We start from the raw sequence: 20,616 nt of genomic DNA on the forward strand, positions 1-20,616 counted from the left end.
GGGGATGACGACGGTCTCTGCGATGGTCATCGCGTTCTCTCGTTCCCAGTCCGTGCTGCTTCGGGTGATGGTGTTCGGGTGATGGTGCATCCGCGCCGTCGGGACACCGGCGGCGACCGCGGACGAGCCACCGCGTTTCGGGTGACCTGTGGAGGGATTACCCCGCACGGGCGCTGAATCCCACCCCGGGGGGCGAATATGGGCCACCGGCGGGCGGTGGAGGCCGGCTTCGTGGTTTCTCCGTTGCGCTTCGCGCTGCGGGCGAGTGCTCCGGACCGACACCAGGCGGGTGAGCTGGCCTGATCCAGGCCGATCGGGCGGGAATTGTACCTGCCGCTCATGGTGGCGATCGACCGCCGAGCTCCGGCGGCGGGCGTCCGATGCCGCGAACTATCGCTCACAGTAGCGATAGGGTGCACGAAGTCAACTCGTCCGTTCTTCGCCGCATCCTGGTTGGTGCGGTTGGCCTGCGCAAGGCCTACACTCGCCGAGAACGCTCGTGAAGAATTTCACGAGTACACAGGTGGAGGGCTCCCGGTGGAGTGCCCCCGGGACGAGTAATCTAGCAGATCCGGAGCAATTCGTGACCATGGCGAGGACAAGGGATGACGGTGCGGCCGGCCGGTCGAAGGCCGACGCCGACGTCATCGTGGTCGGCGCGGGTCCCGGTGGCTCCTCGGCCGCCTACCATCTCGCCAGCGCCGGGCTCGACGTGCTCCTGTTGGAGAAGACGACCTTCCCCCGCGAGAAGGTCTGTGGCGACGGGCTGACCCCGCGGGCCGTTCGCAGCCTCGTGGACATGGGTCTCGACACCTCGCCCGTGGCCGGATGGGCCCGTAACCGGGGGCTTCGCATCATCGGCGGCGGCGTCCGCCTGGAGCTGCCCTGGCCGGAGCTGGCGAGCTGGCCCGACTACGGCCTGGTCCGTCCGCGGCTTGACTTCGACGACCTGCTGGCCCGCCACGCGGTGAAGGTCGGTGCCCGGCTGCACGAGGGGACCGCCGTGACCGGTCCGCTGCTCGACGAGCGCACCGGACGGGTCGTCGGCGTGCACGCCAGGACCGGCACCGACCGAACATCTGTGACGTTCCGGGCGCCATTGGTCGTCGCGGCGGACGGTAACAGCGCCCGCATCGCGCTCGCCCTCGGTATCCGCCGCCGGGAGGACCGGCCGTTCGGGGTCGCGGTCCGCCGCTACTACCGCAGCCCCCGCACGCACGACGACTTCCTCGAGTCCCATCTGGAACTGTGGGAGGGCAGGCCGCGCGAGAGCCGGCTGCTGCCTGGCTACGGCTGGATCTTCGGGGTTGGCAACGGCACGAGCAACGTGGGCCTCGGCCTGCTGAACACCACGGACGCCTTCCAGAACACCGACTACCGGGACCTGCTGCGCCGCTGGCTCGCCGCATTGCCGCCGGAGTGGGGATACACCGAGGACAACGCCACCGGCCCGGTGCGTGGCAGCGCCCTGCCGATGGGCTTCAACCGGACCCCCCATTACCGCGACGGCGTGCTGCTGGTCGGTGACGCGGGCGGGATGGTGAATCCCTTCAACGGGGAGGGCATCGCCTACGCGCTCGAATCTGGTCGGTACGCCGCCGAGATTGCCGTGCAGGCCCTCGCCCGCCCGGATGGTCCGGCGCGGGAGCGGGCGCTCGGCCAGTACCCGGAACTCATGCGGGCCCGGTACGGGGGCTATTACACCCTGGGCCGGTTCTTCGTCCAGCTCATCGGCAATCCGACGATTATGGCGTTCGGTACCCGCTACGGGCTGCCGAGACCGGTCCTCATGCGTTTCGTTCTCAAGATCATGGCAAATCTTACCGACCCCCGGGGAGGGGATGCGATGGACCGACTGATCAACGCGATGACCCGGCTCGCTCCCGCGGCCTGACGTGTCCGAAATGGCCACTGGTTCCGCGGGCCGAGTCCGGACCGTTCGCGGTCCGTTCACCGGCGAGCCGTTTCACCCCAACGTCCGGTAACAAACTCTCGAAGGAGAGGAGTTCGGCATGCTCTCGAACTATGTGCCGATCCTCGTTCTACTCGTGATCGCGGCCCTGTTCGCAGTTGGTTCGGTCGCGGCCGGTGCGCTGATCGGCCCGCGCCGGTTCAACCGTGCGAAGATCGACGCATACGAGTGCGGGATCGAACCCTCCCCGGCCCCGGCCGGGCCGCAGCGTTTCCCGGTGAAGTACTACAACACCGCGATGCTCTTCATCGTCTTCGACATCGAGATTATCTTCCTCTTCCCCTGGGCGGTAGCGTTCGACAGCCTGGCGGTATTCGGTCTCGGCGCGATGGCGTTGTTCATGGCGACCATTTTCGTCGCGTACGCCTACGAGTGGCGGCGTGGAGGTCTGGAATGGGACTAGAGGAGAAGCTGCCGGGCGGTGTGCTTCTTGCCAGCGTCGAGAAGCTCGCCAACTGGTCACGGCGCTCGTCGCTGTGGCCGGCGACCTTCGGGTTGGCCTGCTGCGCGATCGAGATGATGTCGACGGGAGCCGGCCGCTACGACCTGTCCCGATTCGGCATGGAGGTCTTCCGGGCCAGCCCGCGCCAGGCCGATCTCATGATCGTCGCCGGCCGGGTGAGTCAGAAGATGGCGCCGGTGCTGCGGCAGATCTACGACCAGATGCCCGAGCCCAAGTGGGTGCTGTCGATGGGTGTCTGCGCCAGCAGCGGCGGCATGTTCAACAACTACGCGATCGTGCAGGGTGTGGACCATATCGTCCCGGTCGACATGTACCTCCCCGGCTGCCCACCGCGGCCGGAGATGCTCATGGACGCCATCATCAAGCTGCACGAGAAGATCCTCGCCGGCCCGATCTCCGGCCGGATTGAGCACACGAAGATCGGTTCCTCGCCGTATCCGAAACCCATCGAGGTGGCCATCGCCCGGGCCGGTCTGCCGGCGGGCGCATTCGACACCCGGACCCTCTCGGTGAACGACCGCAAGCGCTTCTCGATCCCGGCCGGGGCGCCGGCGTCGACGGGTAGCGGGGCGGTCGAACCCGCCCTGGACACCCGCCGGCCCGCTGCCCTCGCACCGCCCTCGGTGTTCGGGCGCGCCAAGCGGCTACCGGTCGACCCTAAGCCGAGTGACGAGGCCCGGGCGCACGGGCCCGGCCCGACCACCGAGAGCATCGGCGACGTCGACGACCCGGATCGGGGGATCTAGGCAGTGAGCGACGAGAGCACAGCCCCCGCCGACCTGGTACCGGGCGCCGCCGGCGTGCCCGGCGGCCCGGGTGGGCGGCGCCGGGACGCGTTCGGCGCCGGTGACAGCGGTGACACCTCCGGGTTCGGCGGGCTTGTGACGCCCGTTCCGGCCCTGAGCTCCACCGCCCGCCCGTTCGGTGACGCCGACGCCGACGCCGTCTACGACGCGCTCGAACGTGCCTTCCCCCAGCTCGGCGACGCCGTCGAACGGGTGGTGGTGGATCGCGGGGAGCTGACCGTCCACGTGCGCCGGGAGAGCCTCGCCGCCGTCGGGCAGACCCTGCGTGACGACCCTGACCTGCGGTTCGAGCTGCTGTCCTCGCTGTCTGGCGTGGACTACCCGGACGACGTCACCGGCCGTCGCCTGCACTCGGTGGTCCACCTGACCTCGATGACGCACCGTCGCCGGGTCCGGGTCGAGGTGTCCGTCACCGACGCCGATCCCACCGTGCCGAGCCTGACCTCGGTGTGGCCCACCGCGGACTGGCACGAGCGCGAGACCTACGACATGTTCGGCATCGTCTACACGGGTCATCCGGGCCTGACCCGAATCATGATGCCGGACGACTGGATCGGGCACCCGCAGCGCAAGGACTACCCGCTGGGGGGCATCCCCGTCGACTACAAGGGTGCCACGATCCCGCCGCCGGACGAGCGCCGGAGCTATTCGTGACCCCGCGTCCGGCCCTGGCCAGCCGGCGACACCGCCAAGGCGACATCCCACGAGGCGACATCCGAGGTTCGCTATGACGCCCAACACGTCGACTTCCGCCACCACGGACGATCTGACCACCGGGGCCCCTAACGGCACCGGGGCCCCCAACGGCGCGAACGGCGTCGGCTACCCGACCGGGACCGTCGGCGGACCCGGGGAGCATCCGGCCTACGAGGCCGGCTTCACCGAGTCGGCGAGTGGGCGGGTCTACACCGTCACCGGCAGCGACTGGGAGCAGATCCTCGGCGTCGGCGAGGAGGAGAACGAGCGGATCGTCGTCAACATGGGGCCGCAGCACCCGTCGACCCACGGGGTGCTCCGCCTGGTCCTGGAGATCGAGGGCGAGACGGTTACCGAGACCCGCATCGTCATCGGCTACCTGCACACCGGCATCGAGAAGAGCTGTGAGTACCGCACCTGGACTCAGGCGGTCACCTTCCTCACCCGGGCGGACTACCTCTCGCCGCTGTTCAACGAGGTGGCCTACTGCCTGTCGGTGGAGAAGCTGCTGGGCATCACCGAGCAGGTACCCGAGCGGGCCACGGTGATCCGGGTGATGGTGATGGAGCTCCAGCGGATCGCCTCGCACCTGGTGTGGCTCGCGACCGGCGGCATGGAGCTCGGCGCCACCACCGCCATGATCTTCGGTTTCCGGGAGCGGGAGAAGGTCCTCGACCTGCTCGAGCTCATCACCGGGCTACGGATGAACCACGCCTACATCCGGCCCGGGGGCCTCGCCCAGGATCTCCCCGACGGCGCCGAGCGGGCCATCCGGGCGTTCCTCGCCGACATGCCGAAGCGGATCAGGGAGTATCACGCGCTGCTCACCGGCCAGCCGGTCTGGAAGGCTCGGATGGTCGACGTCAACGTTCTCGACGCGGCCGGCTGCATCGCGCTGGGGACCACGGGCCCGGTGCTGCGCGCCGCGGGCCTGCCGTGGGACCTGCGCAAGACCATGCCCTACTGCGGCTACGAAACCTACGAGTTCGACGTGCCGACCGCGCTGGAGGGCGACTCCTTCGCCCGCTACCTGGTGCGGCTGGAGGAGATGGGCGAGTCGCTCAAGATCGTTGAGCAGTGCCTGGACCGGCTGCGTCCCGGCCCGGTCATGGTCGCCGACAAGAAGATCGCCTGGCCGTCCCAGCTGTCTGTCGGGTCCGACGGGACGGGTAACTCACTCGCGTACATCCGGAATATCATGGGGACCTCGATGGAGGCCCTGATCCATCACTTCAAGCTGGTGACCGAGGGGTTCCGCGTCCCGGCCGGTCAGGTCTACACCCAGATCGAGTCGCCGCGCGGCGAGCTCGGCTACCACGTGGTCAGCGACGGCGGCACGAGACCCTTCCGCGTCCATGTGCGGGATCCAAGCTTCGTCAACCTGCAGGCCGTCCCGGCGCTGACCGAGGGCGGCCAGGTGGCGGACGTGATCGTCGGGGTCGCCTCGGTCGACCCGGTGCTCGGGGGAGTTGATCGTTGATGGCGTTCTCGCCGGAGACCCAGTCGGCCGCGCAGGAGATCATCGCCAGGTACCCAGCCGGCCGATCCCGTTCGGCCCTGCTCCCGCTGCTGCACCTGGTACAGGCCGAGCAGGGGTGCGTGACCGCGCAGGGCGTCGCGTTCTGCGCGGACGTGCTGGGCATCACCCGGGCCGAGGTCGGCGCGGTCGCGACCTTCTACACGATGTACAAGCGGCATCCGGTCGGGGACTACCTCGTCTCGGTCTGCACGAATCTGTCGTGCGCGCTGCCCGGTGGCGAGGACGTCTACGAGCGGGTCTCGAAGCTCCTCGGGATCGGCCATGACGAGACGACACCGGACGGGTCGATCACCCTCGAGCACGCTGAGTGCCTCGCGGCCTGCGACTACGCACCGGTTATGACGGTGAACTACGAGTTCTACGACCAGGTCGACCCCGACTCCGCCCAGGCGATCGTCGAGGACCTGCGGGCGGGGCGGCGGCCGGCGCCGGCCCGTGGCGGTCCGCTGTGCTCGTTCGCCGAGGTCTCCCGCCAGCTTGCCGGGTTCGGCGATCCGCGGCCGGAGGGCGTCGCGGGCCCGGGGGTCGGCGAGCCGTCGGTCGTGGGTCTCCTCGTGGCCGAGGCGGCCGGCTGGAGCGCCGAGCAGGCGCCCGCGCCGCTGGTCACCCATGGTGTGGGGGCCGACGCGGCGGCGTGCCCCGCCTCACCGCCTGCCGGGCCGCCGCCCGCGGTGGTTCCGGCGCCGACGACCCCGGCCTCCTCGGAACGGAAGGGGAGCTGACAATGCCCGTCACCCCGGTCCTCACCCGGCGCTGGAACACGCCGGAGTCGTGGACGATCGAGACCTACACCCGCCTCGACGGCTACACCGCACTGCGCACCGCCCTCGCGATGGCCCCGGGTGACCTCATCAAGCTGGTGAAGGACTCCGGGCTGCGGGGGCGGGGCGGCGCCGGCTTCCCCACCGGGATGAAGTGGGGCTTCATCCCGCAGGGCGACGGCAGGCCGCACTACCTCGTCATCAACGCCGACGAGGGGGAGCCGGGCACCTGCAAGGACGCGCCGCTGATGATGGCGGACCCGCACTCGCTCATCGAGGGGATCGTCATCGCGGCCTACGCGGTGCGGGCCGGCCGGGCGTTCGTCTACCTGCGCGGCGAACTGATCCACGCGGCCCGTCGGCTGCAGGCCGCCGTGGCCGAGGCCTACCGGGCCGGTTACCTCGGCCGGGACATCCTTGGCAGCGGCTTCGACCTCGACCTCGTCGTGCACTCCGGCGCGGGCGCCTACATCTGCGGCGAGGAGACGGCACTGCTCGACTCCCTGGAGGGCCGCCGCGGCCAGCCTCGGCTGCGCCCGCCGTTCCCCGCGACGCACGGCCTGTACGCCTCCCCGACGGTGGTCAACAACGTCGAGACGATCGCGTCGGTGCCGTACATCGTGAACTACGGTGTGGACTGGTTCCGGTCGATGGGCCGGGAGCGCTCGCCGGGGCCGAAGATCTACAGCCTGTCCGGGCACGTGACCCGGCCCGGCCAGTACGAGGCCCCGATGGGCACCACCCTGCGGGAGCTGCTCGACCTGGCCGGCGGCGTGCGGGGCGGTCGCGGGCTCAAGGCGTGGACCCCGGGCGGGTCGTCCACCCCGATGCTGACCGCCGAGCACCTCGACGCGCCGCTCGACTTCGAGGGCATGCAGGAGGTCGGGTCGCTGCTCGGCACGGCCGCACTCATGATCATGGATGACACGGTCGACATGCTCAAGGTCGTCCGCCGGCTCACCCAGTTCTACGCGCACGAGTCGTGCGGCAAGTGCACTCCGTGCCGCGAGGGCACCACCTGGATGGTGCAGATCCTGTCCCGGATGGAACGGGGCCAGGGCGACGCCGAGGACGTGGACACCCTCGTCGACGCCTGCGACAACATCTTCGGCCGGGCGTTCTGCGCGCTGGCCGACGGGGCCACCTCCCCGATCGTCTCGGGGATCAAGTACTTCCGGGACGAGTTCATCCCGGTGAGTGCGGTGACCACGAAGCCGAACCCCACCCCGGGAGACGCCACGGCCGGCGACGGCTCGCCCGCGTCCGCCCCGGGTGCCTACGCGGGAGCGCACTGACCATCATGACCGTCGCCCCATCCAGGCCTCGCGCCTCAGAGCCGGCCCAGCCGGTCGCATCCGACCTCATCACCCTCACCATCGACGGGCTGTCGGTGAGCGTGCCCAAGGGCACCCTCATCATCCGCGCGGCTGAGCTGCTCGGCATCGAGATCCCGCGGTTCTGCGACCATCCGCTCCTCGACCCCGTCGGAGCCTGCCGGCAGTGCATCGTCGAGGTGGAGGGCCAGCGCAAGCCGGTCGCCTCCTGCACCACGACGGTGGCCGCCGACATGGTCGTGAAGACCCAGCTAACCTCGCCGGTCGCCCGCAAGGCCCAGGCCGGCACGCTCGAGTTCCTGCTCCTCAACCATCCGCTTGACTGCCCGATCTGCGACAAGGGCGGCGAGTGCCCGCTGCAGAACCAGTCGATGGCGAACGGCGGTGCGGTCTCCCGGTTCAAGGAGACCAAGCGGGTGTACCCGAAGCCGCTGGCGATCTCCACCGAGATCCTGCTGGACCGGGAGCGCTGCGTGCTGTGCGCCCGCTGCACCCGGTTCTCCGCCCAGATCGCCGGTGACCCGTTTATCGAGCTGTTCGAGCGAGGCGCCGCCGAGCAGGTCGCGGTGAGCGAGGGGCAGCCGTTTTCCTCCTACTTCTCCGGCAACACCGTGCAGATCTGCCCGGTGGGGGCATTGACCAGCGCCGCCTACCGTTTCCGGGCCCGGCCCTTCGACCTGGTCTCCACGCCCACGGCGTGCGAGCACTGCGCGTCGGGATGCTCCCTGCGCACCGACCACCGCCGGGGCAGGGTGACCCGTCGCCTCGCCGGCGACGACCCGGCGGTGAACGAGGAGTGGAACTGCGACAAGGGCCGGTTCGCCTTCACCTACGCGCGCGCGGCCGACCGGCTCACCACCCCGCTGATCCGCGACGACGAGACCGGGCAGCTCGTCCCGGCCTCCTGGAGCGAGGCGCTCGAGTACGCCGCGCGGGGACTGGCCGAGTGCCGGGACCGGCGCGGGGTCGGAGTGCTCACCGGCGGGCGGCTGACCCGTGAGGACGCCTACGCCTACGCGAAGTTCACCCGGGTGGCGCTGGCCAGCAACGACGTGGACTTCCGGGCCCGGCCGCACTCCGCCGAGGAGGAGCAGTTCCTCGGGTATGCCGGCACCGGCACCGGCATCGGCATCGGCATCGGCGTCACCTACGCCGATCTCGAGGCCGCCCCGGCCGTGCTCCTGGTGGCCTTCGAGCCGGAGGAGGAGTCGCCCATCGTCTTCCTGCGACTACGTAAGGCCGTGGACAAGCACGGCGCGGCCGTGCACGCGCTCGCACCCCTGGCGAGCCGGGGGCTGACCAAGCTCGCCGGCACCCTCGTGCCGACGCGGCCCGGCGAGGAGGCGGCCGTCCTCGACGTGCTCGCCGCCCCCGACCGGGGCGGGCCGGAAGCACCGACCACGCAGGCCCTGCGGGCGCCGGGGGCGGTGATCCTGGTGGGCGAGCGGGCCGCGGAGTTCCCCGGGGCGCTGTCCGCGGCTGTCCGGCTGGCCGAGGCGACCGGTGCCTCGCTCGCCTGGGTTCCGCGGCGGGCCGGTGACCACGGCGCGGTCTCGGCCGGGCTGCTTCCCTCGCTGCTGCCCGGCGGCCGCCCGGTCACCGACGCCGCCGGGCGCGCCGAGGTCGAGGAGGTCTGGGGGGGTCCGCTGCCCGGCGCGCCCGGCCGCGACACCGACGGCATCCTGGCCGCCGCCGCGGCCGGGCGGCTCGACGGGGTGATCGTGGCCGGGGTCGACGCGGAGGACCTGCCGAATCCGGCGAGTGCGCTCGTGGCGCTCGCCCGGATGCCGTTCTGCATCTCGATCGAGCTGCGCCGGTCGTCGATCGCCGAGGTCGCGGATGTGGTGCTGCCCATCGCCCCGGTGGCGGAGAAGGCCGGCTCGTTCGTCGACTGGGAGGGCCGGCTGCGACCGTTCCAGCGGGCCCTGGACACCCCGGCCCTGCCGGACGTCCGGGTGCTGCACCTGCTCGCCGCCGAGATGGGCCTCGACCTCGGCTTGCCCGACGCCGGCGCGGCCGCCCGCGAGCTGCGCGCCCTGGGCCGGGCCGGCAACGGTGTGAGCCGGGTGCCCGCCCCGTCGGAGCCGATCGCCGAGCCGCCCGTCGCGGGGGCGGGTGAGGCGGTGCTCGCGACCTGGCACCAGCTCGTCGACGACGGCGCCCTGCAGGCCGATGAGCCCTACCTGGCGGGCACCGCGCGCCCGGCGGTGGCCCGCCTGTCCGCCGCGACCGCCGCCGAGATCGGCGCCGTGGCCGGGGGGCGGGTAACCGTCACGACCCCCCGCGGCTCGATCACCCTGCCCGTCGAGGTCACGGCGATGCCCGACCGGGTGGTCTGGGTGCCGACCCACTCGCCGGGCTCGCACGTGCGCCGGGCGCTTGCCGGGCACGCCGGGGTCCTCGTCCGGGTGGGCGCCGCCGGGACGAGCACCCCCGCCGAGGACGATCCCCCTGCCGGGGACGGCACCCCCGCCGGGGACGACACTCCCGGAGGCCGCGCATGAGCGCCACCCCGCCCACGCTCGTCTGGGCCGCGGCCGCGGATCCGGACCTGCACGCGTTCGCCGACGACCCGTTCTGGCTGATCCTGCTCAAGGCCGTCGCGGTGTTCGCCTTCCTGCTGCTGATGACGCTGTTCGCGATCGTGTTCGAGCGCAAGGTCGTCGCGAAGATGCAGCAGCGGGTCGGCCCGAACCGCCACGGCCCGAGGGGCTGGCTGCAGAGCCTCGCCGACGGTGCCAAGCTGATGCTCAAGGAAGACCTCATCCCGGTACTCGCCGACAAGCCGATCTTCATCCTGGCGCCGATCGTCTCCGCGGTGCCCGCGTTCCTCGCCTTCGCGGTGATCCCCTTCGGTCCGGAGGTCTCGATCCTCGGGGAGCGGACCACGCTGCAACTGGCGGACCTGCCGGTGAGCGTGCTCTACCTGCTGGCGGCCGCCTCCCTCGGTGTCTACGGGCTCATCCTGTCGGGCTGGTCGAGCGGGTCCACCTACCCGCTGCTCGGCTCGCTGCGTTCGGCCGCGCAGATCATCTCCTACGAGGTCGCGATGGGGCTCGCGTTCGTCGCGGTGTTCATCTACGCCGGCACGCTGTCGACCTCCGGCATCGTGGCGAGCCAGTCGGGTCGCTGGTACATCGTGCTGGTGCCGTCGTTCGTCCTGTACTGCATCTCGATGGTCGGCGAGACGAATCGGACCCCCTTCGACCTCCCCGAGGCCGAGGGCGAACTGGTCGGCGGGTTCCACACCGAGTACAGCTCCATCAAGTTCGCGTTCTTCTTCCTGGCCGAGTACATCAACATGGTCACCGTCTCGGCGATCGCGACGACCTTGTTCCTCGGGGGCTGGCAGCCTCCGCCCATCCCCGGCCTGTCCGGTCTGAACTCCGGCTGGATTCCGCTGATCTGGTTCGTCCTCAAGCTGCTGGCGTTCCTGTTCTTCTTCATCTGGCTGCGCGGGACGCTGCCGCGGCTGCGGTACGACCAGTTCATGAGCTTCGGCTGGAAGGTGCTCATCCCGGTCGGTCTGGTCTGGGTGCTGGCCGTCGCGACCTTCCGCGTCTACCAGAAGCACGTGGACGACCGCACGCCCTGGCTCGTCGGGTTCGGCGTGGTCGTCGGCATCCTGCTGATCGTCGCGCTCATTGATCCCGGCGGCGCGAGGCACCAGCGGGAGCTGGAGGAGGCCGAGCAGCGCAAGTTGGCCGAGGCGCCGAGCCTCGACCGCATCCCGTGGCCGCCCCCACCGCCGGCCGGTGGACGGGGCCGTCCGGCGGTGTCCGCCGGTGCCTCGGCCAACGGGTCGTCCACTGTCATCCCCGCGGACCCCGGTCCGCGTCAGGAGCGTTGAGTCATGGGGATCCTCGACCCGTACAAGGGGTTCGGCGTCACCTTCGGGACGATGTTCAAGAAGCCGACGACCGAGCAGTACCCGGAGGAAAAAAAGGAGACCGCCTCGCGTTTCCACGGCCGTCACCAGCTCAACCGGCATCCCGACGGCCTGGAGAAGTGCGTCGGGTGCGAGCTGTGCGCCTGGGCGTGCCCGGCCGATGCGATCTATGTCGAGGGCGCGGACAACACCGAGGCTGAGCGGTACTCCCCGGGCGAGCGCTACGGCCGCGTCTACCAGATCAACTACCTGCGGTGCATCCTGTGCGGGCTGTGCATCGAGGCCTGCCCCACCCGGGCGCTGACGATGTCCAACGACTACGAGCTCGCCGACGACAGCCGACAGGATCTGATCTTCACCAAGGAACAGCTGCTCGCTCCGCTGCGCGAGGGCATGGAGGCGCCGCCGCATCCGATGCGGCTCGGCTCCAGCGAGACCGACTACTACACCCGCGACCCCGACGCCCCGCTGCCCTGGCAGATCTCGGAGCAGGAGCAGGCCGCGGAGCGGGAGGCAGCAGACGTCATCGCCCGGCGGACGGCGGGCGAGCACTCCCGGGCGGACGAGGTTCCCGCCCACGGCGCCGGTTCGGAGCGACCACGATGAACCACGAGATCCTCGCCGCCGCGGCGGGGGACATCACCAGCACCTCCACCGGTGAGGCCGCGACCTTCTGGATCCTCGCCCCGGTCGCGGTGCTGGCCGCACTCGGCATGGTGATGGTCCGCAGCGCCGTGCACTCGGCGCTGCTGCTGGTGGCCAACCTGTTCTGCGTCGCGGTGTTCTACCTGATCCAGGAGGCACCGTTCCTCGGGTTCGTGCAGATCATCGTCTACGCGGGCGCGATCATGGTGTTGTTCCTGTTCGTGCTGATGCTCGTCGGGGTTGACTCGTCCGACTCGCTGGTGGAGACCATCCGCGGTCAGCGCCTCGGCGCGATCGTCTTCGGCCTCGGCTTCGCGGGCCTGCTGGCCTTCCCGATCGGTTCGGCGATCGACGGCGGGAGCGCCACGGGCTTGTCCGAGGCGAACACCGGCGGCAACGTCCAGGCGATCGGCCGCCTGCTGTTCACCGACTACGTCTTCGTCTTTGAGGCGATCTCGGCGCTGCTTGTCGTCGCCGCGATCGGCACGATGATCCTCGGCCACCGGGAACGCGAAGGCGGCCGGATCAGCCAGCGGGAGTGGATGCGGCGGCGCTTCACCGAGGGCCGTCAGGTCACCCCGCTGCCTGGGCCGGGGGTCTTCGCCCGGCATGACTCCGCCGACACGCTCGGGCTGTTGCCGGGCGGCGGGCGCGCCTCGGGCATCGGGGGCATCCCCGAGACGCCCGGCGAGCCGGGCGGCGGCATCTCCCGGGACGCGAACGGCTCGGCGCCCATCGGCGCCGGTAAGGGGGACGGTCGATGAACCCCGCGAACTACCTGATCCTCTCCGCGCTACTGTTCACCATCGGCACGGTCGGGGTCCTCGTCCGGCGCAACGCGATCGTCGTGTTCATGTCGGTGGAGCTCATGCTCAACGCCGCGAACCTGACCATGGTCACGTTCTCCCGCATTCACGGGACCCTCGACGGGCAGATCATGGCCTTCTTCGTCATGGTCGTCGCCGCGGCCGAGGTCGTCATCGGCCTGGCCATCATCCTCAGCATCTTCCGAACCCGTCACTCGGCGTCGGTGGATGACGTGAACCTGCTGAAGTACTAGATCCCAGCCAAGCACGAGTACGAGCGCGAGCACCAGATCTTGACCAGCATTCCCACCGCGGACCGGGTCGGGTGGACTCTCCGGTCCGCTCCCGCCGCCGGAACGCGGCTGCGACCGGCCGTCGGCCACGGAAGAACGGACGACACTGCAGTGACGCATTATCGCCAATGGCATCCGCGGCGGAGTCGCGATGAACGCTGACCCGCTTCTGCTCGCCGCCGCCGAACATGGCGGCAGCAAGATCCATTATGCGGCCGCGTCGGGGGTCTTCTCGCTGACCTGGCTGCTCATCGCGCTTCCGTTGGCCGGAGCCGCGGTGCTGTTGCTCGGCGGCCGGCGGACCGACGGGTTCGGGCATCTGCTCGGCACACTGACCTCCGCCGCCAGCTTCGTGATCGGTCTGGTGCTGTTCGCCGGCCTGCTCGACTGCCCCGGTGACGACCGGGCGCTGTCCCAGCAGCTGTACTCCTGGATTCCGGTCAACGGTTTCCAGGTGGACGTCGGTCTGCTGGTCGACCAGCTTTCGGTCGTCTTTGTGCTGCTGATCACCGGGGTCGGGACACTGATCCACATCTACTCGATCGGCTACATGGCGCACGACCCGGCCCGGCGGAAGTTCTTCGCCTACATGAACCTCTTCCTGGCGTCGATGCTGCTGCTCGTCCTGGGCGATAACTTCCTGTCGCTCTACGCCGGCTGGGAGCTGGTCGGACTGTCGTCCTTCCTGCTCATCAAGTTCTGGGAGTACAAGCCGGCCGCCGCCACCGCGGCGAACAAGGCCTTCTACATGAACCGGGTCGGGGACGTCGGGCTGGTGCTCGCGATCATGTTCATGTTCGCCACCGTCGGGTCGACGAGCTACGCCGACGTGTTCGGCTCGGCCGCCGCGGGCGTCATCGGTTACGGCACGATCACCGCGATCGCGCTGCTGCTCCTGCTCGGCGCGTGCGGCAAGTCCGGTCAGTTCCCACTGCAGGCCTGGCTGCCGGACGCCATGGAGGGCCCGACCCCGATCTCCGCGCTCATCCATGCGGCAACCATGGTCACCGCCGGGGTCTACCTCATCGTGCGGGCTGGGCCGATCTTCAACGAGACGCAGGCCGCTCGCACCGTCGTAGTGATCATCGGGGCGGTCACGATCCTGATTGGCTGCGTCATCGGCTGCGCCTACGACGATATCAAGAAGGTGCTGGCCTACTCGACGGTCAGCCAGATCGGGTACATGTTCCTCGCGGTGGGGCTGGGACCGGCCGGCTACGCGATCGGCATCATGCACCTGCTCGCCCACGGCTTCTTCAAGGCCGGCCTGTTCCTCGGATCCGGCTCGGTGATCCACGCGATGCACGACGACCAGGACATGCGCCACTACGGCGGGCTCTGGCGGTACATGCCCATCACCTGGGTGACCTTCGGTTTTGGCTACCTGGCGATCATCGGGTTCCCCGGGTTCTCCGGCTTCTTCACCAAGGACCGGATCATCGAGACCGCCTTCGACAAGGGTGGGACATCGGGATACCTGCTCGGCTCGATCGCGCTGCTGGGCGCGGGCATCACCGCCTTCTACATGTCCCGGCTGTTCCTGATGACCTTCCACGGCAGGCCGCGCTGGACGACGGAGGGCGAGCACGCCCGGCATCCGCACGAGTCCCCGGTGTCGATGACCGGGCCGATGATCGTGTTGGCCGTCGGCTCGGTCCTCGCCGGTGGCCTGTTCGTCCTCGGCCACTCGTTGCAGGACTGGCTCGAACCGGTCGCCGGGACGCACGTCGAGGGCGTCCACACCTTCTCGCCGCTCGTCCTCACCCTGCTCACACTGGTGGTCACCGTCGGCGGCTTCGCCGGCGCCTATGTGCGCTACCAGCTGCGCCCGGTCGAGGCGACGGCCCCGCCGGACTCCAAGGTCACCCTGGTCACCGTCGCCGCCCGTCACGACCTGTTCGCGAACACCTTCAACGAGACCGTCGCGATGCGGCCTGGCCAGTACCTGACCCGTTTCCTGGTCTGGCTGGACCTCGTCGGCGTCGACGGGCTCGTGCGGAGCAGCGCCGCCGCCATCGGCGGCCTGTCGGGGCGGATGCGCCGCCTCCAGACCGGCTTCGTCCGGTCCTACGCTCTGTCAATGTTGGGAGGTGCCGTCCTCGTGGTCGGCGCGCTGTTGCTGGTGAGGGCGGGCTGACATGCACACAGTCCCCTGGTTGACGATCATGTTGATCGTCCCGGTCGCGGGTGCGGTGATCGTCGCCGCTCTGCCCCGCCGGCTGTCGACCCTCGCCAAGCAGCTCACCCTCGGGCTCTCGCTGGCGGTCCTGGTGCTCGCGGTCCTTGCGACTGCTGCCTACGACCCGAACAAGGCCGGCTTCCAGTTCGGCCAGTCCTACGACTGGATCAAAACCTTCGGCATCTCCTACTCGGTGGGAGCCGACGGCATCTCGCTGGTGCTGATCCTGCTGGCCGCGCTGCTGGTGCCGGTCGTGGTCCTGGCGTCCTGGGACGAGGCAGACGCGGATGGCGGGACGACCGGCGCGACGGACCCGACCGGCGCGGCCGCCGTCGGGGCGGACGACTCCGGGCCCGGAGCCGGGACGCGGAGCAGGCGGTCGGTCCCGGCGTTCTTCGCGCTGTTGCTGGCGCTGGAGGCCGGGATGATCGGCGTGTTCGCCGCCACCGACGTCTTCCTCTTCTACGTCTTCTTCGAGGCGATGCTTATCCCGATGTACTTCCTCATCGGGAGCTACGGCCCGGTCAGGGAGCAAGCGCAGCGCTCCTACGCAGCGGTCAAGTTCCTGCTCTACAGCCTCTTCGGTGGCCTGCTGATGCTCGCCGCCGTGATCGGGCTGTACGTCGTCTCCGCCGACAACCTCGGCAGCGGAACCTTCGACTTCGCCACCCTGCGGCAGATGGACATCACCCCCGAGGTGCAGAAGCTGCTGTTCCTCGGCTTCTTCCTGGCGTTCGCCATCAAGGCCCCGCTGTTCCCGTTCCACACCTGGCTGCCCGACGCCGGCGCGCAGTCGCCCACTGGCGGCGCGGTGCTGCTGGTCGGGGTGCTGGACAAGGTGGGCATGTTCGGACTGATCCGGTACTGCATCCCGCTGTTCCCCGACGCGGCCGACTACTTCGCCCCGCTGGTGCTGGGGCTGGCGGTGACCGGCATCTTCTACGGCGCCCTGCTCGCCATCGGGCAGCGGGACATGAAACGGCTGGTCGCCTACACCTCGCTGGCCCACTTCGGCTTCATCGCGCTGGGCACCTTCGCCTTCACTTCCCAGGCGGGCAGCGGCGCGGTGCTCTACATGGTCAACCACGGCCTGTCCACCGGCCTGCTTTTCATGGTCGTGGGCTTCCTGGTGGCGCGCCGCGGCACCCGTGACGTCGGCGCTTACGGTGGTCTGGCCAGGGTGACGCCGGTGCTCGCCGGGGTGTTCCTCGTCGCCGGACTGTCGTCGTTGGCGTTGCCCGGGACGAACAGCTTCGTCAGCGAGTTCCTGGTGCTGATGGGGACGTTCACCCGGAACAAGCCGCTGGCGATCGTCGCGACCACCGGCATCGTGCTGGCCGCGATCTACATCCTGTACCTCTACCAGCGGACGATGACCGGGCCGGTGGTGCACGAGGAGAACAAGGTCCTGGTCGACCTCAGCCTGCGCGAGAAGCTCGTCGTCGCCCCGATGGTCGCGCTCATCGTCGCGCTCGGGGTCTACCCCAAGCCGCTGCTCGACATCATCACGCCGACGGTGACGGCGACCTATGCCGATATCGGCAAGTCTGACCCGGCTCCGACGCACTCGGTGACCGCGGAGTCCGGAGGCCACTCGTGAGCGCCACACCCGACCTTCTCCTGGCGCAGGAATCGAACCCGATGATCACGCTGCCGTCGATCGAATACTCCTCGCTCAGCCCGATCCTGATCGTGTTCGGGGTCGCGCTCGTCGGGGTGCTCGTCGACGCCTTCGCCACGAAGCGGGCCCGGCGGACCTTCCAGCCGATCCTGGCGGGTGCGGGCTTCGTCGCCGCGCTCGTGGCCGTGGCGGTGCTGCATGGCCGGCAGGCCATCCTCGCCTCCGGTGCGCTGGCGATCGACGCGCCGACCCTGTTCATGCAGGGCACGATCCTGGTCTTCGCCCTGCTGTCGGTGCTGCTGGTGGCCGAACGCCAGCTTGACTCGTCCGGCGGGGCGATCGTGGCCTCGGCCGCGATCACTCCAGGCTCGAAGGGATCGACGGCGCAGCAGACCTCGGCAGACGTGCAGACCGAGGCGTATCCGCTGATGGTCTTCTCGGTCACCGGGATGATGCTCTTCGTCGCATCGAACAACCTGCTGGTGATGTTCGTGGCGCTGGAGATCCTCTCGCTGCCGCTGTACCTGCTGGCCGGGCTCGCCCGGCGCCGCCGGCTGCTGTCGCAGGAAGCGGCGATGAAGTACTTCCTGCTCGGGGCGTTCTCCTCGGCCTTCTTCCTCTACGGCGTCGCGTTTGCCTACGGATTTGCCGGCAGCGTGGAGTTCGGGGCGATCGCGGACGCGGTCGGCAACGCCGGTGTGAACGACACTTACCTCTATCTGTCGTTCGCGCTGCTGGCGGTGGGTCTGTTCTTCAAGATCGGCGCCGCGCCGTTCCACTCCTGGACGCCGGACGTCTATCAGGGCTCGCCGACGCCGGTTACCGCGTTCATGGCGGCGGGGACGAAGGTCGCCGCGTTCGGCGCCCTGCTGCGGGTCTTCTACGTCGCCTTCGGGGGGCTGCGCTGGGACTGGCGACCAATCCTGTGGACGATCGCCATCCTCACCATGGTGGTCGGCGCGGTGCTTGCCCTGACCCAGCGCGACATCAAGCGCATGCTGGCCTACTCTGCGATCGCGCACGCCGGGTTCCTGCTGGTGGGCCTCGCCGGCACCAACACCGACGGCCTGCGCGGCTCGATGTTCTACCTGGTGACCTACGGCTTCACGACGATCGCCGCCTTCGCCGTGGTCTCCCTGGTCCGTACCGGCGACGGCGAGGCCGGCGACCTGTCCCAGTGGCGGGGGCTCGGCAGGACCTCGCCCCTGCTGGCCGGGACGTTCTCGTTCCTGCTGCTCGCGCTCGCGGGGATCCCGTTGACGAGCGGGTTCACCGGGAAGTTCGCGGTGTTCCAGGCCGCGATCGCCGGGGACGCCACCCCGCTGGTAGTCGTTGCACTGGTGTGCAGCGCCATCGCCGCCTTCTTCTACGTGCGGGTCATTGTGCTGATGTTCTTCTCCGAGCCGCTCGCCGAGGGTCCGGTGGTGGTGACCCGCCCGACGTTGACTTTCGCCGCGGTCGCCATCGGCACTGTGGCTACTCTTGTACTGGGAGTAGCGCCACAGCCACTCCTGGACCTCGCGACGACCGCCGCGACGTCCGGCTTCGTACGCTGACGGTGGTATGAGCGCTATCGGGCTGGACGTCGTGGGGATCAGGACCGATCCTGATCTGGAAAAGGCCGTGCGGATGGGTCTTGTCCGGGTGGAGGATCTGCTGCGCGAGTCGGTGCGCAGCGAATCCGCCTTCGTGACCGAGACCTCCCGCCATCTCGTCGACGCGGGGGGGAAACGTTTCCGTCCGATCGTCGTGCTGCTGGCGGCGCAGTTCGCCGATCCCGAGGCCGACGGGGTGGTGCCGGCGGCGGTGGCGATCGAACTCACCCATCTGTCGACGCTGTACCACGACGACGTGATGGACGAGGCGCCGCGGCGGCGGGGAGCGGCCTCCGCGAACACGCGGTGGACGAACACGGTCGCCATCCTCACCGGGGACTACCTGTTCGCCCGCGCCTCCGACATCACCGCGGACCTCGGCCCGGAGGCGACCCGCATCCTCGCCCGGACGATCGCGACCCTGTGCGAGGGGCAGATCCGGGAGACCGTGGGCCCGGCGCCCGGGCAGGACCCGGTCGAGCACTATCTGCGGGTCATCACGGACAAGACCGCCTCGCTGATCGCGACCTCGGGTCGGCTCGGTGCCATGCTGGCGGGCGCTGACCCGATCACCGTCGACACCCTCGCGACCTTCGGGGAGCTTTTCGGGGTGGCTTTCCAGTTGTCCGACGACATCATCGATGTTGCCTCGGACCCGGTGGACTCGGGCAAGACGCCCGGCACGGATCTGCGGGAGGGGATCCCGACCCTGCCGGTGCTCTACGCGCTGCAGGCCGATGACCGGGCGGCGGGACGGCTCCGGGAGCTCATCACCACCGGATTCGCCCCCGGCGACGGGAACACGGAGGACCGGGTGGGCGAGGCTCTCGATCTGCTGCGCAGCCACGTGGGCATGGCCCGGGCCCGGGCGGAACTCGTCTCCTGGTCGAGCCGGGCGCGGGAATGCCTCGCGCCGTTGCCGGACAATCCGGCGAAGACCGCCCTGGAGTCCCTCGCCGACTTCGTGGTCGACCGCACCGGCTGAGCGCGGCGCGGGACCGCCCGGTCCCGGAAACAAGGTGACCTGGCCGAATCTGGTGAGACCCGGCCAGGTCGGAGGGCGTCCTGGGTCAGTGCCCCGACGTGACCGCCGTCGTGGCGGTGGTTCCGGCCGGGTCGGCGTGGCCCTTCGTGGCACCGGCCTGCGTACCGAAGAATGTCTCGAGCAGCGGAGTGACGTCGATCGGCGTCGGATGGAACGGCAGGGAGCCACCGGCCGAAGTCGGCGTCGGGCTCGTGGAGGGGGTCGGGTCGCCCCACGGCCACGAGTCGGTCGGCGACGGCGATGTCGTGGCCGCGCCGGCGGTGCCCGTCGGACTGGGCGCGATGGTACGCAGGTCGGTGGGGCTTGTGTTGGGTGAGCTGAGCTCGTCCCGCGGCGTCAGTGGCACGATCGGGATCGGCGAGGTGCCGGGGCTCAGGTACGCCTCGCCGGTGGCGTGGGAGGAACCTGATCGCCCGGACGGACTACCCGGGTGGGCGGTCAGGCCGGACTGGCTCGTGCTCGGCGCCAGCAGCGCCTGGGGCGGAGTGGGCAAGGTGGCTTGCGGACGGTCGCGGGAGGCCTGCGTCTGCGAGGAGCCGAAGGCGGCCCCGCCTGTGTACTGGACCCGAGGCGCCTCGCCGCCGTTCGGGCCGGTCGTGGCGCCCGTCGGATCGCCGCCCAGGGCTACGCCGGCGACCAGCGCGGACAGCCCGGCGAGCGAGACGGTTCCCGCCGCGGCGAGCCGCACCCGCCCGCTGCCCCGCCGACTGGCCGGTGCCCGGTGCGCGCCGGGCATCCGGCCGGGGCTCTCGGCGGGCGGGCTCGCCGGATGGATGTCGGCGGGCCGGTGGCTCCCGGTGGGGGAGGTGGGCCCGGGAACGTGGAGGGGTTCGTAGAGGGTGCCGAGGGTGCCGCCGGCTTGGACCCCGGCGGCGGCCGTCGTGGTCGTCGTGGCGAACCGTGGCCGGCCGGTCCGGGACAGCGTGTCCAGCGGCCGGCGACGCTGGGCGGCATCGCCGACCCGGCTGGCT

The 20,616-nt window shown here is 70.1% G+C and carries 16 protein-coding genes and 1 pseudogene; 16 read left to right on the top strand and 1 reads right to left on the bottom strand.

Annotated elements, in window-relative coordinates:
• Positions 1 to 589: 589 nt before the first annotated feature.
• The 16 genes from AC08OJ_RS09340 to AC08OJ_RS09415 all read left to right on the top strand — a co-directional run bounded on the left by AC08OJ_RS09340 (position 590) and on the right by AC08OJ_RS09415 (position 19,585).
• The gene (locus AC08OJ_RS09340) at positions 590 to 1,894 is read left to right on the top strand and encodes a geranylgeranyl reductase family protein (protein ID WP_476592103.1); all 1,305 of its coding nucleotides are present in this window, start codon (positions 590 to 592) and stop codon (positions 1,892 to 1,894) included.
• Between the two features lie 118 nt (positions 1,895 to 2,012).
• The gene (locus tag AC08OJ_RS09345) at positions 2,013 to 2,375 is read left to right on the top strand and encodes an NADH-quinone oxidoreductase subunit A (RefSeq protein ID WP_011434998.1); all 363 of its coding nucleotides are present in this window, start codon (positions 2,013 to 2,015) and stop codon (positions 2,373 to 2,375) included.
• Positions 2,366 to 3,181 (top strand): NuoB/complex I 20 kDa subunit family protein, encoded by an 816-nt coding sequence (locus AC08OJ_RS09350; protein ID WP_476592102.1) that lies wholly within the window; start codon positions 2,366 to 2,368, stop codon positions 3,179 to 3,181. Before AC08OJ_RS09345 ends, AC08OJ_RS09350 begins: the two co-directional genes overlap by 10 nt.
• A gap of 3 nt (positions 3,182 to 3,184) precedes the next feature.
• Positions 3,185 to 3,895, top strand: a complete 711-nt coding sequence (locus AC08OJ_RS09355) for an NADH-quinone oxidoreductase subunit C (protein WP_462185653.1) — start codon at positions 3,185 to 3,187, stop codon at positions 3,893 to 3,895.
• A 73-nt stretch (positions 3,896 to 3,968) separates the two neighbouring features.
• A complete protein-coding gene (locus AC08OJ_RS09360) occupies positions 3,969 to 5,417 on the top strand; it encodes an NADH-quinone oxidoreductase subunit D (RefSeq protein ID WP_476592101.1) in 1,449 nt (482 codons plus the stop codon).
• Complete coding sequence (gene nuoE / locus AC08OJ_RS09365) at positions 5,417 to 6,199, top strand: NADH-quinone oxidoreductase subunit NuoE (RefSeq protein ID WP_476595525.1); 783 nt, start codon at positions 5,417 to 5,419, stop codon at positions 6,197 to 6,199. The genes AC08OJ_RS09360 and nuoE overlap by 1 nt, the downstream gene beginning before the upstream one ends.
• A gap of 2 nt (positions 6,200 to 6,201) precedes the next feature.
• Complete coding sequence (nuoF, locus tag AC08OJ_RS09370; protein WP_476592100.1) at positions 6,202 to 7,533, top strand: NADH-quinone oxidoreductase subunit NuoF; 1,332 nt, start codon at positions 6,202 to 6,204, stop codon at positions 7,531 to 7,533.
• Positions 7,534 to 7,538: 5 nt separating this feature from the next.
• Complete coding sequence (locus tag AC08OJ_RS09375; protein ID WP_476595526.1) at positions 7,539 to 10,076, top strand: NADH-quinone oxidoreductase subunit G; 2,538 nt, start codon at positions 7,539 to 7,541, stop codon at positions 10,074 to 10,076.
• Positions 10,073 to 11,422 carry an NADH-quinone oxidoreductase subunit NuoH gene (nuoH, locus tag AC08OJ_RS09380; protein WP_462202933.1) on the top strand — a complete coding sequence of 450 codons (1,350 nt, stop codon included), beginning with the start codon at positions 10,073 to 10,075 and terminating at the stop codon, positions 11,420 to 11,422. Before AC08OJ_RS09375 ends, nuoH begins: the two co-directional genes overlap by 4 nt.
• A 3-nt stretch (positions 11,423 to 11,425) precedes the next feature.
• On the top strand, positions 11,426 to 12,067 hold the full coding sequence (gene nuoI / locus AC08OJ_RS09385) for an NADH-quinone oxidoreductase subunit NuoI (protein ID WP_476592098.1): 642 nt from the start codon (positions 11,426 to 11,428) through the stop codon (positions 12,065 to 12,067).
• Positions 12,064 to 12,870: an NADH-quinone oxidoreductase subunit J gene (locus AC08OJ_RS09390; RefSeq protein WP_476592097.1), complete on the top strand. Its 807-nt coding sequence runs from the start codon at positions 12,064 to 12,066 to the stop codon at positions 12,868 to 12,870. Before nuoI ends, AC08OJ_RS09390 begins: the two co-directional genes overlap by 4 nt.
• Positions 12,867 to 13,166 (top strand): NADH-quinone oxidoreductase subunit NuoK, encoded by a 300-nt coding sequence (nuoK, locus tag AC08OJ_RS09395; RefSeq protein WP_476592096.1) that lies wholly within the window; start codon positions 12,867 to 12,869, stop codon positions 13,164 to 13,166. The genes AC08OJ_RS09390 and nuoK overlap by 4 nt, the downstream gene beginning before the upstream one ends.
• A 190-nt stretch (positions 13,167 to 13,356) precedes the next feature.
• Complete coding sequence (nuoL, locus tag AC08OJ_RS09400) at positions 13,357 to 15,342, top strand: NADH-quinone oxidoreductase subunit L (RefSeq protein ID WP_476595527.1); 1,986 nt, start codon at positions 13,357 to 13,359, stop codon at positions 15,340 to 15,342.
• Between the two features lies 1 nt (position 15,343).
• The gene (locus AC08OJ_RS09405; RefSeq protein ID WP_476592094.1) at positions 15,344 to 16,984 is read left to right on the top strand and encodes an NADH-quinone oxidoreductase subunit M; all 1,641 of its coding nucleotides are present in this window, start codon (positions 15,344 to 15,346) and stop codon (positions 16,982 to 16,984) included.
• Between the two features lie 41 nt (positions 16,985 to 17,025).
• Positions 17,026 to 18,561: an NADH-quinone oxidoreductase subunit NuoN gene (gene nuoN / locus AC08OJ_RS09410; protein WP_476592110.1), complete on the top strand. Its 1,536-nt coding sequence runs from the start codon at positions 17,026 to 17,028 to the stop codon at positions 18,559 to 18,561.
• Between the two features lie 7 nt (positions 18,562 to 18,568).
• Positions 18,569 to 19,585 carry a polyprenyl synthetase family protein gene (locus AC08OJ_RS09415; protein ID WP_476595528.1) on the top strand — a complete coding sequence of 339 codons (1,017 nt, stop codon included), beginning with the start codon at positions 18,569 to 18,571 and terminating at the stop codon, positions 19,583 to 19,585.
• Between the two features lie 85 nt (positions 19,586 to 19,670).
• Here AC08OJ_RS09415 and AC08OJ_RS09420 read toward each other — a convergent pair.
• A pseudogene (locus AC08OJ_RS09420) lies at positions 19,671 to 20,616 on the bottom strand (hypothetical protein); the annotation flags it as partial.

The sequence above is a fragment of the Frankia sp. CgKIO3 genome, assembly GCF_977946435.1.

What these genes read in the sequence shown, in the direction of transcription:
- nuoH (WP_462202933.1), top strand. Translation starts at nt 10,073, where the DNA reads ATGAGCGCCACCCCGCCCACGCTCGTCTGGGCCGCGGCCGCGGATCCG.
- nuoN (WP_476592110.1), top strand. Translation starts at nt 17,026, where the DNA reads ATGATCACGCTGCCGTCGATCGAATACTCCTCGCTCAGCCCGATCCTG.
- AC08OJ_RS09340 (WP_476592103.1), top strand. Translation starts at nt 590, where the DNA reads ATGGCGAGGACAAGGGATGACGGTGCGGCCGGCCGGTCGAAGGCCGAC.
- AC08OJ_RS09415 (WP_476595528.1), top strand. Translation starts at nt 18,569, where the DNA reads ATGAGCGCTATCGGGCTGGACGTCGTGGGGATCAGGACCGATCCTGAT.
- AC08OJ_RS09360 (WP_476592101.1), top strand. Translation starts at nt 3,969, where the DNA reads ATGACGCCCAACACGTCGACTTCCGCCACCACGGACGATCTGACCACC.
- nuoI (WP_476592098.1), top strand. Translation starts at nt 11,426, where the DNA reads ATGGGGATCCTCGACCCGTACAAGGGGTTCGGCGTCACCTTCGGGACG.
- AC08OJ_RS09345 (WP_011434998.1), top strand. Translation starts at nt 2,013, where the DNA reads ATGCTCTCGAACTATGTGCCGATCCTCGTTCTACTCGTGATCGCGGCC.
- AC08OJ_RS09390 (WP_476592097.1), top strand. Translation starts at nt 12,064, where the DNA reads ATGAACCACGAGATCCTCGCCGCCGCGGCGGGGGACATCACCAGCACC.
- AC08OJ_RS09350 (WP_476592102.1), top strand. Translation starts at nt 2,366, where the DNA reads ATGGGACTAGAGGAGAAGCTGCCGGGCGGTGTGCTTCTTGCCAGCGTC.
- nuoK (WP_476592096.1), top strand. Translation starts at nt 12,867, where the DNA reads ATGAACCCCGCGAACTACCTGATCCTCTCCGCGCTACTGTTCACCATC.
- nuoF (WP_476592100.1), top strand. Translation starts at nt 6,202, where the DNA reads ATGCCCGTCACCCCGGTCCTCACCCGGCGCTGGAACACGCCGGAGTCG.
- nuoE (WP_476595525.1), top strand. Translation starts at nt 5,417, where the DNA reads ATGGCGTTCTCGCCGGAGACCCAGTCGGCCGCGCAGGAGATCATCGCC.
- nuoL (WP_476595527.1), top strand. Translation starts at nt 13,357, where the DNA reads ATGAACGCTGACCCGCTTCTGCTCGCCGCCGCCGAACATGGCGGCAGC.
- AC08OJ_RS09405 (WP_476592094.1), top strand. Translation starts at nt 15,344, where the DNA reads ATGCACACAGTCCCCTGGTTGACGATCATGTTGATCGTCCCGGTCGCG.
- AC08OJ_RS09375 (WP_476595526.1), top strand. Translation starts at nt 7,539, where the DNA reads ATGACCGTCGCCCCATCCAGGCCTCGCGCCTCAGAGCCGGCCCAGCCG.